Origin of the sequence: Rhizobium sp. AN5, assembly GCF_900215255.1 — a bacterium.
Lineage (GTDB): Bacteria > Pseudomonadota > Alphaproteobacteria > Rhizobiales > Rhizobiaceae > Agrobacterium > Agrobacterium tumefaciens.
On sequence record NZ_OCMJ01000004.1, the window covers coordinates 1 to 13,211 of the forward strand.

Annotated in this window: 17 protein-coding genes; 10 read left to right on the forward strand and 7 right to left on the reverse strand. The window is 57.6% G+C overall.

All coding sequences use genetic code 11. The features are described 5' to 3' along the window. Both CRP02_RS12220 and CRP02_RS12225 read right to left on the reverse strand, forming a co-directional pair. Positions 1-461, reverse strand: a 461-nt coding sequence (locus CRP02_RS12220; protein ID WP_323455363.1) for a nitrilase-related carbon-nitrogen hydrolase, incomplete at its 3' end; no start/stop codon positions are given. Continuing rightward, the gene (locus CRP02_RS12225) at positions 458-1,066 is read right to left on the reverse strand and encodes a GNAT family N-acetyltransferase (protein WP_179784002.1); all 609 of its coding nucleotides are present in this window, start codon (positions 1,064-1,066) and stop codon (positions 458-460) included. The genes CRP02_RS12225 and CRP02_RS12220, both read right to left, overlap by 4 nt. A 73-nt stretch (positions 1,067-1,139) precedes the next feature. Here CRP02_RS12225 and CRP02_RS12230 point away from each other — a divergent pair, with 73 nt between their 5' ends. The 3 genes from CRP02_RS12230 to CRP02_RS12240 all read left to right on the forward strand — a co-directional run bounded on the left by CRP02_RS12230 (position 1,140) and on the right by CRP02_RS12240 (position 2,756). After that, entirely contained in the window at positions 1,140-1,541 is a 402-nt protein-coding gene (locus CRP02_RS12230) for a ketosteroid isomerase-related protein (protein WP_097171348.1), read from the forward strand. Positions 1,542-1,633: 92 nt separating this feature from the next. After that, complete coding sequence (locus CRP02_RS12235; RefSeq protein ID WP_065703672.1) at positions 1,634-2,215, forward strand: helix-turn-helix domain-containing protein; 582 nt, start codon at positions 1,634-1,636, stop codon at positions 2,213-2,215. A 22-nt stretch (positions 2,216-2,237) separates the two neighbouring features. Then, positions 2,238-2,756, forward strand: coding sequence for a GNAT family N-acetyltransferase (locus tag CRP02_RS12240; RefSeq protein ID WP_097101159.1), 519 nt, complete (start codon positions 2,238-2,240; stop codon positions 2,754-2,756). Positions 2,757-2,766: 10 nt separating this feature from the next. Here the strand turns inward: CRP02_RS12240 and CRP02_RS12245 are convergent, their stop codons facing one another. Beyond that, on the reverse strand, positions 2,767-3,843 hold the full coding sequence (locus tag CRP02_RS12245) for an alpha/beta hydrolase family protein (protein ID WP_097171349.1): 1,077 nt from the start codon (positions 3,841-3,843) through the stop codon (positions 2,767-2,769). A 143-nt stretch (positions 3,844-3,986) separates the two neighbouring features. Between CRP02_RS12245 and CRP02_RS12250 the strand changes: the two genes are divergently transcribed. After that, entirely contained in the window at positions 3,987-5,075 is a 1,089-nt protein-coding gene (locus CRP02_RS12250) for a helix-turn-helix transcriptional regulator (protein WP_179784003.1), read from the forward strand. A 3-nt stretch (positions 5,076-5,078) separates the two neighbouring features. Here the strand turns inward: CRP02_RS12250 and CRP02_RS12255 are convergent, their stop codons facing one another. Together CRP02_RS12255 and CRP02_RS12260 are read right to left on the reverse strand one after the other, a co-directional pair. Further along, entirely contained in the window at positions 5,079-6,182 is a 1,104-nt protein-coding gene (locus CRP02_RS12255) for a TRAP transporter substrate-binding protein (RefSeq protein ID WP_003514611.1), read from the reverse strand. 137 nt (positions 6,183-6,319) lie between these two features. Next, positions 6,320-6,793: a group III truncated hemoglobin gene (locus CRP02_RS12260; protein ID WP_097171350.1), complete on the reverse strand. Its 474-nt coding sequence runs from the start codon at positions 6,791-6,793 to the stop codon at positions 6,320-6,322. 140 nt (positions 6,794-6,933) lie between these two features. On the opposite strand from CRP02_RS12260, the gene mbfA reads away from it, so the two are divergent. Beyond that, the gene (gene mbfA / locus CRP02_RS12265; protein ID WP_097171351.1) at positions 6,934-7,917 is read left to right on the forward strand and encodes an iron exporter MbfA; all 984 of its coding nucleotides are present in this window, start codon (positions 6,934-6,936) and stop codon (positions 7,915-7,917) included. 63 nt (positions 7,918-7,980) lie between these two features. On the opposite strand, the gene CRP02_RS12270 is transcribed toward mbfA, so the two are convergent. Continuing rightward, positions 7,981-8,595 (reverse strand): transglutaminase-like cysteine peptidase, encoded by a 615-nt coding sequence (locus tag CRP02_RS12270; protein ID WP_097171352.1) that lies wholly within the window; start codon positions 8,593-8,595, stop codon positions 7,981-7,983. A gap of 118 nt (positions 8,596-8,713) precedes the next feature. Beyond that, positions 8,714-9,502 (reverse strand): alpha/beta hydrolase, encoded by a 789-nt coding sequence (locus CRP02_RS12275; protein ID WP_097171353.1) that lies wholly within the window; start codon positions 9,500-9,502, stop codon positions 8,714-8,716. Between the two features lie 187 nt (positions 9,503-9,689). Here CRP02_RS12275 and infC point away from each other — a divergent pair, with 187 nt between their 5' ends. From infC to pheS, 5 genes are all read left to right on the forward strand, one after another. Beyond that, positions 9,690-10,226: a translation initiation factor IF-3 gene (infC, locus tag CRP02_RS12280; RefSeq protein WP_060641871.1), complete on the forward strand. Its 537-nt coding sequence runs from the start codon at positions 9,690-9,692 to the stop codon at positions 10,224-10,226. Positions 10,227-10,420: 194 nt separating this feature from the next. Next, complete coding sequence (gene rpmI / locus CRP02_RS12285) at positions 10,421-10,624, forward strand: 50S ribosomal protein L35 (RefSeq protein WP_003493355.1); 204 nt, start codon at positions 10,421-10,423, stop codon at positions 10,622-10,624. Between the two features lie 40 nt (positions 10,625-10,664). Beyond that, positions 10,665-11,069: a 50S ribosomal protein L20 gene (gene rplT / locus CRP02_RS12290; protein WP_097101173.1), complete on the forward strand. Its 405-nt coding sequence runs from the start codon at positions 10,665-10,667 to the stop codon at positions 11,067-11,069. A gap of 165 nt (positions 11,070-11,234) precedes the next feature. Further along, entirely contained in the window at positions 11,235-12,113 is an 879-nt protein-coding gene (locus CRP02_RS12295; RefSeq protein WP_097171354.1) for a lipopolysaccharide kinase InaA family protein, read from the forward strand. Beyond that, a complete protein-coding gene (pheS, locus tag CRP02_RS12300) occupies positions 12,106-13,188 on the forward strand; it encodes a phenylalanine--tRNA ligase subunit alpha (RefSeq protein ID WP_003514626.1) in 1,083 nt (360 codons plus the stop codon). Before CRP02_RS12295 ends, pheS begins: the two co-directional genes overlap by 8 nt. Positions 13,189-13,211: the final 23 nt, after the last annotated feature.

Sequence of the window (13,211 nt, forward strand, 5' to 3'; positions counted from 1 at the left end):
ATGCCGAGCCTGCCGATTGGCGTCTCGAAGGCTCTCAGGCCCTCGATGCCGGCATGGATGTTCCATTGCTCCCGCTCGAAGCGCGTCATGATCTGCTTGTCCTGATACCCGATCAGTCCGTTAGGGCCGAACAGCCATGCGCGGTTGCGGAACTTGCCGTCCTTGTCCTTCACTGGTGCGCTGCCCGGCTGAAACAGGATTTGATGTTGCCGCGCCAGCTCTTCACAAAGCTCGACCCATGAGGGGATGAGCGCCTGTATCTCTTCGATGGAGCGGTGCAGGTCCGAGCGCGCATCGGGCGGCAACTGCCCGGTCAGCATCATGGCCGAATATTCCGGCAAAAGCAGCAGCTCGGCGCCTTTTTCTTTCGCCTCGCGCACGATGGCGGAAAGATGGGCGGCATAGCCTTCCCATGTCTCAATGAGTTCGATGGCATATTGGCTGGCGGCGAGTTTCGTCATCTGTTTTCCTCTCCGGCAGCAATGGTCTTCATCCAGAAGGACAGGGGTTTCGGGCTTTCGGTGCTCTCGTCGAGATCCCGCCAGGTGAAGCTGGTGTGCAATTGCGGGTGATGGTGATAGCCGCGTTTTTCCCAGAAGGTATTCAGCGGCACGTAATCCGGTGGCCGGCGCGGGTGATGGGCCGGGCGCTCGACCGCGCAGAAGGTGCAGCAGTTGAAGCCGAGCTTGCTCGCATGCGCCTCCCGCTCCGCAAAGAACCGCACCCCGATGCCATGCCCGCGATAGCTGGGCAGAAGCACGCTTTCGCCGAAGTAAAATATCCGGTCCGGATCGTAACCCGCCTTCAGGAACGGCGCCTTCACCTCGTCGGTTTCCGCCGCCATCGGCATGCCGGTGGACATGCCCACCACGTGTGCGCCATCAAGCGCCAGCACGAAAACCGCGCCTTTCGTGTCGGCATAGGTGGCGAGATATTTGCGCTCGTAATCCAGCGATCCGTCATAGAGATAGGGAAAGGCGCGAAACACTTCGATCCGCAGGCGCGCAAGGTCATCGAAATAGGGCGCGGCCTCGATGCCGGAAAGAGACTTGATTTCGACGGCCATGGGCATTTTCACTTTCGGTTGCACTGGTTATACCGTCATGGAAAACCCGCGCAAGCATTGAACGGAGAAGACGATGACCGCCACTGAGACCATCCGCGCCTATTACGATGCCTTCAACCGTCAGGACATGGATGCCTTTCTGGCGCTTCTTCACGACGAGGTGGTACATGACATCAATCAGGGCGAGCGTCAGACCGGAAAGCCGGCTTTTGCGTCCTTCATGCAGCACATGAACCGCTGCTATAAGGAAAACCTCACCGGCATGGTCATCATGGCGAGCGAGGACGGCAAGCGCGCCTCTGCGGAATTCATCGTGAACGGCGAATATCTCGCAACCGATGAAGGCCTGCCGGAAGCCGATGGCCAGACATACGTCCTGCCAGCCGGTGCATTCTTTGACCTGAAGGATGGAAAAGTTAGTCGAGTAACGAACTACTATAATCTGAACGATTGGATCGCCCAGGTCGGTGCCTGATGCATTTGCCGCGCGCACAACCCGCGGTAAAAAACGATCGCAATTTCCATTATGATAGATATTGACTCCATCATGCGAGAATGTATTCTCGCATGATGGAAAACGAAGATCATATTCTCGAACGCTCTATCGGCGACCGCATCAAGACGTTGCGCGCCGAAAATGGCCTGACCCTGGACCGGCTCGCCGCCGAATCCGGCGTCAGCCGCGCCATGATTTCCCGCATCGAACGTGGCGAGGCGAGCCCCACGGCCTCGCTTCTTGCCCGCATCTGCGCAGCGCTCGGCCTGTCGCTCTCCGGCTTTTTCGCCGAAGACGAAGAGGCTGTTTCACCGCTGGTGAAAAAGCGTGACCAGCAGCTCTGGAAAGACCCGGAGACCGGTTATGTGCGCCGTGCCATATCCCCGCCGCGCGTCGGTTCCGATGTCGATATTGTCGAGGTCGAGTTCCCGGCGGGCGCACGGGTCGGTTTCCCGCCGCATGCGGCAAGCCGCGGAATGACGCAGTATGTCTGGCTTTTCGAAGGTGTGCTGGAGATGACGAGCGGTGGAGACGTGCACCGGCTGGAACCCGGCGATTGCCTTTTCATGCCGGTGGGTGAGGGACATGTCTTCCACAATCCCTCAGAAAAACCTGCCCGTTATGCCGTCGTGCTGGATCAAAGACAGCGCTGATTTTCCCCGACAGGAGTTATTAATGGCCACCATCCGCGTATTGAATCGGGCAGAGACGATCAATGTCTTGCCCGAACTTTGTGACGTTATCGCCGATTGCGTGAATGGCGGCGCGTCTGTCGGTTTCATGCTGCCTTTCTCCCCAAAAGATGCCGAGCCGTTCTGGCAGGATGTAGCCGATGCCGTGGAAGCAGGCGGCACCATCCATGTGGTGGCGGAAGTAAACGATAAAGTGGTGGGCACGGTGCAGGTTGGTTTGGCCTCCAAGCCCAACCAGCCACATCGCGGTGATCTGATGAAACTTCTTGTGCATCGGTCGGCACGCGGGCTGGGACTTGCACGAAAGCTCATGGAAAAGGTGGAGCAGGAAGCGGCAAAACGTGGCCGTACCCTTTTGGTGCTGGATACGGCCACGGGTAGCGATGCGGAGGCAATTTATCCCCGTCTTGGCTGGGAACGCGTCGGCGTCATCCCCGATTATGCGCTTTTTCCCGACGGGCGTTATTGCGGCACGACCTTGTTTTACAAAAGGATCGGCTAGGTTCTTCTGGTTATTGACCCGGCTTCAGCGTGCGGTTGAAGGCGGTGACGATCATCGTTTCCAGCTGTGCATGAATATCCTTACGGTCGCGGGGCCCGGCCGGTTCGCAGATCGGATCGCGCTCGCCAACGGATTTGAGAAACGCGTCGGCATCCGGCTTGCAAAGGGGCAGGAAGCTGAAATGGTTGGCCTCGTCGACCTGTTGGTAAGTAGAGGCTGGCACTTGTGCTGCAAGCGCGTCGGCAAGCACGGCGGGCGGTATTTTACCTTCGCTGCCAAGATTGATGAAGGTCAGCGGAATATCGATTTGTCTGAGGCTGTCCGGCTGGAACGCCAGCGCCAGACCCGGATCGACCAACACGGCGGAACGGATGCGTGGATCGCGGTTCTGCTGCTCGAAACGGGCCTTGTCGATGGTTCTGAGATCGAGCTTCGGCACGCTGACCGGCTCGTTATTGACATAGGCCCGGCCGCCGGCAAACCACTGGCAATCCATCATTGCTGCATTCTCTTCACAATAGCGCACATAGGCGTCAAGATCGGCGCGTGCACCTGCAATCTCCATCGCCGCGCTACCGCCCAGCGAAAAGCCGAGAACACCGATGCGTTGCGCGTCGATCGCACCCGACCACGTGCCGTCCGTCGTCAAAGCCGTGACGATTGTGGATAGATCGTTCGCACGTTCCCAGATTTTCGGCGTATCGGCAGGCGTCGAGTCACCACTGGTCGTGCCGGGATGATTGGTTCCGGCTACGATGAAACCTTCGCCGGCGAGTTTCGCTGCGATCCAGGCCATGCCTTCCGCGCGAGATCCGGACCCGTGTGAAATCAACACGAGGGGGAAATGGCCGTCCTTGATGGTCGCGTCCTTCCGAACCGCCGTTCCCTGAAAGATACGGTTCTCGGAGGAAACCGTCGGTGTGCCGTCTCCGCCTTTGGCCGGATACCAGATCGTAACGTCAAGGTTTGTGTCGCGAGCCTTGGAAGGAACAGGGATGCTTGTAAGCCCGACATCCTCTGCGGCAAATGCCTGCGGGGAAAAAGCTGCGCACATCAGAAGTGCGACAAGGGTGTTTTTCAGTGTCATGAGAGCCTCTCCGTTTGACAAGGTGGATGCTCCCGTTTTGCTTTTAGGGGGAATAAATGCGTCCTTGATCGCGTTAAAGGTCGTGCCGAAACGCGATCTGGTCCATGAATGGATGGTAATTCATCGCTTCGGGATCGTTATCCGTGCTTTTCATTCCCTTGCCTTTTGTCGTCGCACTTCTGCTGGTCGTCATGTTCATCGTCTTCTTTCGAGGCGGAGAGGATATGCGAACCAATCGGGCGTTTCTGGCGCTCATCGCGCTTTGCGCCGTGCAGTCCGTTCTTGTTGGCTTGCGCTGGGGATATGGTGTGAGCGAAGCGCGTTATGTTTTGCCTGTTCTGGCTGCCTGCCTGCCGCCTCTCGTCTACATCGCCTTTCGCGGACTGATGGGCGTTGGAGTTGAAAGCAGGAGAGCGATGTTTGCCAGTCTTCTACTCTCACCTTTATTCGTCGTCTTTCTGGAGTTCGTTCTTCCTGTTGCGATCGATTTTGCGCTGATCGTGATTTTTGTCGGGCACGCCATTGCCCTGCTTCTTTTGGCAAGAAAAGGGCCGGATGGGCTGGACGAGGCGCAATTTGCCAGCGTCGCATCTGCGCATAAGGCGCTCATTGTTGCCGCGGTCGCTCTCTGCGTTTCCGCGTTCTTCGATCTTCTGGTGTTTTTCGATTTCGAGTGGGCGCATGGAGAAAATGTTGCCGCGCTTGTCAGCAATGCCAACCTTCTCGGGCTTCTGCTGATCGGTCTCATGGCTGCACTTGCCGGCAAAAGCAAAGCGCCGCAAACGGCTGCCCAGCCTGCCGTGGAGTTGTCTTCGCCGGAGCCTTCACAACAGGACCGGGACGTTGTCGAAAGGCTTGATCGCTTGATGGAGACCCACGCGCTCTACCGCGATGAGAACTTAAACCTGTCACGGCTCGCAAAACGTCTCGGTCTGCCGAGCCGGCAAATCTCGGGCGCCATCAACCGCTCCCTCGGCGTCAATGTCTCGCAATATGTCAACCAGCTGCGCATCCGCGAAGCGTGTCGGCTGCTGGAGGAGACGGATCAGTCGGTCACTGCGATCATGCTGTCTTCCGGCTTTCAGACCAAGTCCAACTTCAACCGGGAATTTCGCCGCGTCACCGGCATGAGCCCGGTGGACTGGCGTGAACGCGAAGTGTGGAAACTGGTATCGAATACAAAAATGGCCACCCGGCAGATGCCGGATGGCCGTTTGAAGATACTGAAATGAGGATCAGAGCGTGCCGTTGCGCTGCTGGATCATCATATAGGTGTCATAGGTATATTCGGCGATCTGTGCCCAGAGATAGGCGTCTTTCTTGAACGCCTGCTGGCTTTCGTAGATCTTCTTGAAGCTTTCGTTCTTGGCCGAAATCTCCGCATAGGTGTCCTGTGCCGCCTTGTGGCAGACGTCGAGGATTTCCTGGCTGAACGGCCGCAGGATGGCGCCCTGTGCCACGAGTTCCTTCAGAGCCTTCGGATTGCGCGCGTCATAACGCTCCAGCATGCTGGCGCTGCCGGCGGCGCAGGCGTCTTTCAGAATACGCTTGTAGTTCTCCGGCAACTCGTTGAACTTCTGCAGGTTCACGAAAGCATGAACGGCCGGGCCACCTTCCCACCATGCGGGGTAGTAGTAATATTTCGCAACCTTGTAGAAGCCGAGCTTCTGGTCGTCATAAGGACCGACGAATTCGGTGGCATCGATGGTGCCCTTTTCCAGAGCGGCGTAAACATCGCCGCCGGCGATCTGCTGCGGTGTCACGCCAACCTTCTGCATCACCTGGCCGGTCAGGCCGGCAATGCGCATTTTCAAGCCCTTCAGGTCATCGATGGTGTTGATTTCCTTGCGGAACCAGCCGCCCATCTGGGCGCCGGTATTGCCGAGCAGGATCGAGTAGATATTGTGCTGGGCAAGAAACTCATTGAGCAACTCGTTGCCGCCCGCCTGGTTGAACCATGCATTCGTCTGGCGTGCATTGAGACCGAAGGGAACCGAGGTCCCGAGCGCGAAGGTCGGATCCTTGCCGACATAGTAGTATGAGCAGGTATGCGCCATTTCGACGGTTCCGGCCGTCACCGCATCCGCTGCCTGCAGCGCCGGCACGATTTCGCCACCGGCGAAATGCTGGATGACGAAGTTGCCGCCGGAGGCTTCCTTGACATGATCGGCGACGATCTGGCCGGCACCGAATAGAATGTCGAGGCCCTTGGTGAATGACGACGTCATGCGCCAGGTGATTTTGGGGTTTTCCTGCGCAATGGCCGGAGCGGCCAGCACGGTTGCGGTAACACCGGCGCCAACAGCGCCCGCCTTGCGAATAAATGATCTGCGATCCATGTCGATAAGCCCTGATATGTCTGCATATTACAGGCGAACCGTACGGTACGCCTCCCACTGGCTACTAAACATTTATCCTTGCGGCCATCAAGGGGAATATTCGAAATTGCCGGGCCTGCGATCATCGCCCGGAGGGGCTACGGATGCATGCGTTTTAACGCCGGATGATCCATTGCAGGATTGTAAAACAGCGAAAGCGTCAGGCTTTTTGCGATGCGTTCCGCAGTTTCCATGAACCAGCTATGGGCTTGTGGGCTCGGCGCGATATCGTCAAGGGTGGCCGAAAAAAGCGCCAGCCACTGCGGGAACAGTTCCGCCGACATGCCTTTTACGCCAAGATGCGCCTGTACCGGCTTGCCGCCGTAGCCGCCATTCTTGAAGGCGACGGCCGCCCAGAACTGTTTCATCCTGGCCATATGCTCCGGCCAGCGCCCGGAAAGCCGCGCATCGAAGACAGGGCCGAGCGTGGGATGTTCCAGAACGCGGCCGTAAAATGTCTCGACCAGCAGGTCGACGAAACCGGCGTCGATGCCGATAGCCGCCATGGCCTTTTCCGCCCTGTTCTGAATTTCCGCGTTGTGGGCGGCCTTTGCCGCGATCTGGTCCTGCATTGTGCTTCCTTTTGCGGCAGAACCTACGTGGCTCTTCAACACTCCGCAATGCGACCCTTTGGCATATTAGAATAATTCTAAAAGGCTTGATTGTGACGTGATCGGGATGTATTTAGAATTATTCTAAAGAGGTTCCAGCCATGTTCCGCAGTCTTTTTTCCCTGTCCAAACGCCCGTTCTCCTCGCTTGGCGAACAGGAAATCCTCGCACTTGCCATCTCGTCCGAAGAGGACGATTCCCGCATCTACCGCTCCTATGCCGATCATCTGCGCGCGCAATATCCGCAATCCGCAAAAGTCTTCGATGATATGGCCGAGGTGGAGCAGCAGCATCGAAACGTGCTGATCGACATGCACCGCAGGCGATTTGGGGAAACGATCCCCCTGATCCGCCGTGAGCATGTGCGTGGCTTTTACGAGCGCACGCCGGACTGGCTGGTGAAGAACCTGTCGCTCGACAAAATTCGTGCGCAGGCGGAATTGATGGAGGCCCAGGCGATCCGTTTTTACGATGAGGCTGTCAAGCGCACCAGCGACGCCTCGACCCGCAAGCTGCTCGGCGATCTGGCCGAGGCGGAGCGTGGTCACGAAGACATCGCGCACATGCTGGAAGAGAAACATCTCGATGAAAACGGCAAGACAGAAGAGGCGGAGACCGCAAAGCGACAATTTCTTCTGACCTTTGTGCAGCCGGGTCTTGCGGGACTGATGGATGGGTCCGTATCGACGCTGGCGCCGATCTTCGCAGCCGCCTTCGCCACGCAGGATACGTGGCAAACCTTCCTGATCGGCCTTTCGGCCTCCGTTGGCGCGGGTATTTCCATGGGCTTCACCGAGGCGGCCCATGATGATGGCAAGCTTTCCGGTCGTGGCTCTCCGGTAAAGCGCGGTCTCGCCTCAGGCATCATGACGGCCGTTGGTGGCCTTGGCCATGCGCTGCCCTATCTCATTCCGCATTTCTGGACAGCCACGGCCATCGCCGCCGTCGTCGTTTTCGTGGAACTCTGGGCCATCGCCTTTATTCAGAACCGTTTCATGGAAACGCCGTTCCTGCGGGCAGTGTTTCAGGTAGTGCTCGGCGGTTCGCTGGTGCTGGCCGCCGGCATCATCATCGGCAACGCCTAGTGAATAAGAAAGCCCGCAGCGTTTGCTGCGGGCTTTCTGCATTGAGCCTATAATATCTGTCGATCAGCGCAATGCGCCGACCAGAACGTCGCGGCCATCCTCGATGGAAACCCAGCGGCCCGAATTGAAGGACGCCTGCCGCTTCAGATAAGTGTAGTTGGTGTCGGTCCAGAGCTTCACGTCGTCGGTGAGATTGTCGAGAATGTAATCGCCATCGGTGGTGCGGAGCGTCAGCACGGCGTGGCCCTCGCCATCAGGCTTGCGCACGACAGTGATCAGCAGGTCAGCAACGGAAAACCCGCGCTCGACCAGCTTCTTGCGCTTCATCAGTACGAAGTCCTCACAATCGCCGGCGGTCGTGGGATATTCCCAGACTTCTTCCTTGCCGTAGATTTCCATGTCGGTCATGGCGACGATCGAGGTGTTGACGGATGTGTTGATCTCGCGAACCACACCCCAGCCATACTCGGTGACGCGTGGCGGCGGCGTCAGCTTGCTTCGAATGTTGCACTCGCTCGCGTATTTCTGACAGAACTCATAATGACCGATCGGCTGGGATGTGATCCCGCCCGTCACCATGGAAGGGCTTCCCTTGGTTTCCGCCACGGCGGAGGCAGCAGTCAATAGCCCGGCGGCAACTGCAAACAGCAGCGCACGCGCCAGCGGTGCGTTCATCATGAAACCCGTCCCTTAATTCTTAATGAAAAGTTAAGAGGGTTGGGGGTCAGGAGTCAATCACTAGCCATCGGCGTCGCGCAAGACTCGTTAAATATGGTTAAGATCGTTGCGCAAATGCCTATGTTGCAAGGGCTTTGACGGCAGCCATCATCCTGTCGATATCCTGCGGCCGGGAAAGCCGGTGGTCGCCATCGCGGATCAGCGTCAAGACGACGTCGTCGGCAGGAAGATGTTCGAGGAGTTTCAGCGCATGCTGATAGGGAACATCGGGATCGCGCATTCCCTGCAGGATGTGAACCGGGCAGCCCGTGGTAATGATGCCGGTGAGGACTCGGTTCTGCTGCCCGTCTTCCATCAGCGCGCGCGTAAAGATGTTCGGCTCGGGGCTGTATTCCGAATGTTCCTCGAAATATCCCTTCTCCTCAAGCGACCGCTTTTCCGCATCAGTGAGGCTCGGCTCTATCAGGTCTGCCGTGAAATCGGGGGCTGGCGCAATAAGGACCAGACCGGCGACGGACGGCGTGCCGCCAGCCTTGCGCAGTTCCTCGACCATGCGCAGCGCAATCCATCCACCCATCGACGAACCGATAAGGACGACGCGCGATGGCGCCTTTTCGCGCACGACGGCAAGTGCCTCTTCAAGCCATCTTGAAATCGTACCCTTTTTGAAGTCGCCGCCGGAAGCGCCGTGCCCGGAATAATCGAGCCGCAGGCAGGCAATGCCGTTTTCCGCTGCAAAGCGGTCGAGTTCCACCGCTTTGGTTCCCGTCATGTCTGAACGGTAACCGCCGAGCCAGACAAGCGTGGGTGCATCTTCTCGTGAAGTTGCCGGGCGATGAAGGACGGCGATGTCGCGGGCGTCGTCGCCCATGCCTACACGCAGGAATTCAGCGGCTTGTTCTGTCATGTATATGCAATTCTCCTGAATTTCGCGCAACAAAGGCGGCGTATTTGCAAAAACCGTGACAACAGGTGATCTTTTCGGGCAGATATGCTATTGACTTCGCCACGGCAATAACGACATTTCCGCCGCTTGTACCAAACAAGCTGTTTTTTGCCGATGTGATCCAGAAACAGATCAGGAGAATACGACCATTCGCAGACCTTTCAAAGCCGATGCCCCCGTCAAGGAGGGCCCGCGCTCCAACCGGGAAATCCGGGTTCCCAGAGTTCAGCTTATTGATGAAGAGGGCCAGAACCTCGGTAGCATGCCGACGGACCAGGCTTTGAAAATGGCGGAGGATGCCGGTCTCGATCTCGTTGAGATTTCGCCGAACGCTGAACCGCCGGTATGCAAGATCCTCGATCTCGGCAAGCTTAAATACTCGACCCAGAAAAAAGCCGCTGAAGCGCGCAAGAAACAGAAGATCGTCGAGGTCAAGGAAATCAAGATGCGCCCCAACATCGACACGCATGACTATGACGTGAAGATGAAGGCGATGAACCGTTTCTTTGACGAAGGTGACAAGGTGAAGGTGACGCTGAAGTTCCGCGGCCGCGAAATGGCCCACCAGGAACTCGGCATGAAGCTTCTCCTCCAGGTGAAGGAAGATACCCAGGCGATTGCCAAGGTTGAAGCCGAGCCGAAGCTGGAAGGCCGTCAGATGATGATGGTTCTCGCGCCGAAATAACTCTTTCGCGCACGCCGCCCGGGCGGCATGAAGCACCACCGCAAGGGGAAGTTCGTATTCCCCGTTGCGCTTTTAACCGACTGCGGTTATAAGCGCGCGTCCGAACGGTCCGGCAGGGCATGCCGAGGCCGTTCCTGAATAGCTTGAAATAGGCCTCGTCTGCCTGTTTCGATACAAAAACACGGAGTAGCAAAATGCCCAAGATGAAGACGAAGTCCGCTGCAAAAAAGCGGTTCAAGATCACCGCCACCGGCAAGGTTGTTGCAGCCGCCGCCGGTAAGCGCCACGGCATGATCAAGCGTACCAACAAGTTCATTCGCGACGCGCGTGGAACCATGGTTCTCGCCGAAGCTGACGGCAAAAAAGTCGTCAAGAACTACCTGCCGAACGGTCTCTGAGACTTTTCCGCACTTTTGGACACTTTAAGGAGATCATGACATGGCACGCGTAAAACGTGGCGTAACTTCCCGCGCCAAGCACACCAAGACACTCAAGGCAGCCAAGGGCTTCTACGGCCGCCGCAAGAACACCATCCGCGCAGCAAAGGCTGCCGTGGATCGTTCCAAGCAGTACGCTTACCGCGACCGCAAGGTCAACAAGCGCAACTTCCGCGCTCTGTGGATCCAGCGTATCAACGCTGCTGTTCGCGAATTCGGCCTGACCTACGGCCGCTTCATCGACGGCCTGAACAAGGCTGGCATCGAAGTTGACCGCAAGGTTCTGTCCGACATGGCTATCCATGAGCCGGCAGCATTTGGCGTGCTCGTTGAGACCGCGAAGAAGGCTCTTGAGTACCTCAAGGACGCTGGTACGACCAACGAGTTTGAAACCGCTGTAAAGTAATTACGGCGCGGACAATCTGTTGTTCATTTGAAACCCGCGCCGGTCCTCCGGCGCGGGTTTTTCGTTTTCAGTTTCTGATGCAGCTCTATCGGCGTTTTTTAATTTAGAAATTTAGAATAGTTGGAGTATTCACGCCGTTTGAAGCGAAATCCTTGGTGGACGGAAATGCTGGTCAATAAAATTGAGGTTGTGGAAGCAGAAGGCTTTCGCGTTCATCTCGACGACGACGACATCGCAACCCTGATGCGCGTCCTCCTGAAAAGTGACCGGCGCATTCAAAAAGTCGAGCTTTCGCACTTGACGGTGTGGATCAAACGGCAGGGCACGGAACGTGTGACCTGGTGGATGAAAATGCAGAAGCTGCTGTCAAAACTTCTGCCTTATGCTTTTCTTCGCCCTTCGGAACCACTGGACGGCGCCGGCCTCATGCAGCGAGAGCTGGAAACGTTGCAGCAGTTCCAGCAATGCGGTTTCCCGGTTCCGCCGCTGATCTATTCGTCGCGCACAGCAATGGTGTTGGGAGATGTCGGTCCGACGCTCATGGAGCGGATGGATGCGCTAAAGGCGTCCGATCCGGTGCAACATGACGCCTTGCTTGTGAAATCCGCAGAAGCGCTTGGCGAGCTGCATGCGGCGGGCCTCTGCCACGGCCGCCCGCATGTGCGTGACTTCTTTTTAAAAGACGACCGTATCGGTTTCATGGATTTCGAGGAGCGCCCGCAGGAGGTCATGCCGCTGGAGACAGCGCAGGCGCGCGATATCTGGCTGCTGTTTTTGCAGGTCGCGAGCCGCGCCTGCGATGCACCGAAAACCTGCGACGCCGCCTTTGCCCGCTGGCGTGAAAACGCCTCACCGCGGGCGCTTGAAGAATTGTGCCGTCTGATCGGCATTCTGGGGCGATTTTTACCGCTTGCCCGGTTGATCGGGCGCGTGCGGATGGGTAGTGATCTGCGACGCTTTATCATGGCGACCGACTATCTGATGAATGCTGTGAACCCCGAAGCCGCTGTTAAAAATACCGGCAAGGCAGGAAAAGATGACTGAACTTGATACCTTGAAATCGCAACTGATGTCGGAGATCGCCGCCGCCGCCGATGAGCCGGCCATCGAAGCCGTGCGCGTCTCCGCGCTTGGCAAGAAGGGCTCGGTTTCGGAGCTTCTGAAGACGCTGGGGTCGATGACGCCGGAAGAGCGCCAGACCCGAGGCGCTGCCATCAACCAGCTCAAGACTGAAATCACCGACCTGATCGGTGAACGCAAGAGTGGCCTGAAAGATGCCGCGATTGCCGCCCGCCTGAAGGCGGAAACGCTGGATGTCAGCCTGCCGGTCCGCCAGTCTCCGACCGAGCGCGGCCGCATTCATCCGATCAGCCAGATCGTCGATGAAATCACCGCGATCTTTGCGGATATGGGCTTCTCGATCGCCGAAGGTCCGGATATCGAAACGGACTATTACAACTTCACGGCGCTGAATTTCCCCGAAGGCCATCCGGCCCGCGAAATGCATGATACCTTCTTCTTCCAGCCGGATGAAAACGGCGAGCGCAAGGTGCTGCGCACGCACACCTCGCCTGTGCAGATCCGCACCATGGAAAGCCAGAAGCCGCCGATCCGCATCGTCATTCCGGGCAAGACCTACCGTCAGGATTCCGATGCCACCCATTCGCCGATGTTCCATCAGGTCGAAGGTCTGGTGATCGACAAGAAGGCTCATGTTGGTAATTTACGCTGGGTACTCGAAGAGTTCTGCAAGACCTTCTTTGAGGTGGATAGCGTTGTCATGCGCTTCCGCCCGTCGTTCTTCCCCTTCACGGAGCCGAGCTTCGAGGTGGATATTCAGTGCGACCGTTCCGGCCCGATCGTCAAGTTCGGCGAAGGCAACGACTGGATGGAAATCCTTGGCTGCGGCATGGTGCACCCGAATGTGCTGCGCGCCGGTGGGCTGGACCCGGATGAATATCAGGGCTTTGCCTGGGGCATGGGCCTCGACCGCATCGCCATGCTGAAATACGGCATGCCGGACCTGCGTGATTTCTTCAACGCCGATGTCCGCTGGATGAACCACTACGGCTTCCGCCCGCTCGACATGCCGACGCTGTTCGGCGGTTTGAGCGTTTAATCCGGTTAGCCAAGGAGCAAAGA

Coding starts and splice junctions, on each gene's coding strand:
- CRP02_RS12240 (WP_097101159.1), top strand. CDS start 2,238: ATGGCCACCATCCGCGTATTGAATCGGGCAGAGACGATCAATGTCTTG.
- CRP02_RS12255 (WP_003514611.1), bottom strand. CDS start 6,182: ATGGATCGCAGATCATTTATTCGCAAGGCGGGCGCTGTTGGCGCCGGT.
- CRP02_RS12230 (WP_097171348.1), top strand. CDS start 1,140: ATGACCGCCACTGAGACCATCCGCGCCTATTACGATGCCTTCAACCGT.
- rpmI (WP_003493355.1), top strand. CDS start 10,421: ATGCCCAAGATGAAGACGAAGTCCGCTGCAAAAAAGCGGTTCAAGATC.
- mbfA (WP_097171351.1), top strand. CDS start 6,934: ATGTTCCGCAGTCTTTTTTCCCTGTCCAAACGCCCGTTCTCCTCGCTT.
- CRP02_RS12260 (WP_097171350.1), bottom strand. CDS start 6,793: ATGCAGGACCAGATCGCGGCAAAGGCCGCCCACAACGCGGAAATTCAG.
- CRP02_RS12270 (WP_097171352.1), bottom strand. CDS start 8,595: ATGATGAACGCACCGCTGGCGCGTGCGCTGCTGTTTGCAGTTGCCGCC.
- CRP02_RS12235 (WP_065703672.1), top strand. CDS start 1,634: ATGATGGAAAACGAAGATCATATTCTCGAACGCTCTATCGGCGACCGC.
- CRP02_RS12295 (WP_097171354.1), top strand. CDS start 11,235: ATGCTGGTCAATAAAATTGAGGTTGTGGAAGCAGAAGGCTTTCGCGTT.
- CRP02_RS12225 (WP_179784002.1), bottom strand. CDS start 1,066: ATGGCCGTCGAAATCAAGTCTCTTTCCGGCATCGAGGCCGCGCCCTAT.
- CRP02_RS12245 (WP_097171349.1), bottom strand. CDS start 3,843: ATGACACTGAAAAACACCCTTGTCGCACTTCTGATGTGCGCAGCTTTT.
- pheS (WP_003514626.1), top strand. CDS start 12,106: ATGACTGAACTTGATACCTTGAAATCGCAACTGATGTCGGAGATCGCC.
- CRP02_RS12275 (WP_097171353.1), bottom strand. CDS start 9,502: ATGACAGAACAAGCCGCTGAATTCCTGCGTGTAGGCATGGGCGACGAC.
- rplT (WP_097101173.1), top strand. CDS start 10,665: ATGGCACGCGTAAAACGTGGCGTAACTTCCCGCGCCAAGCACACCAAG.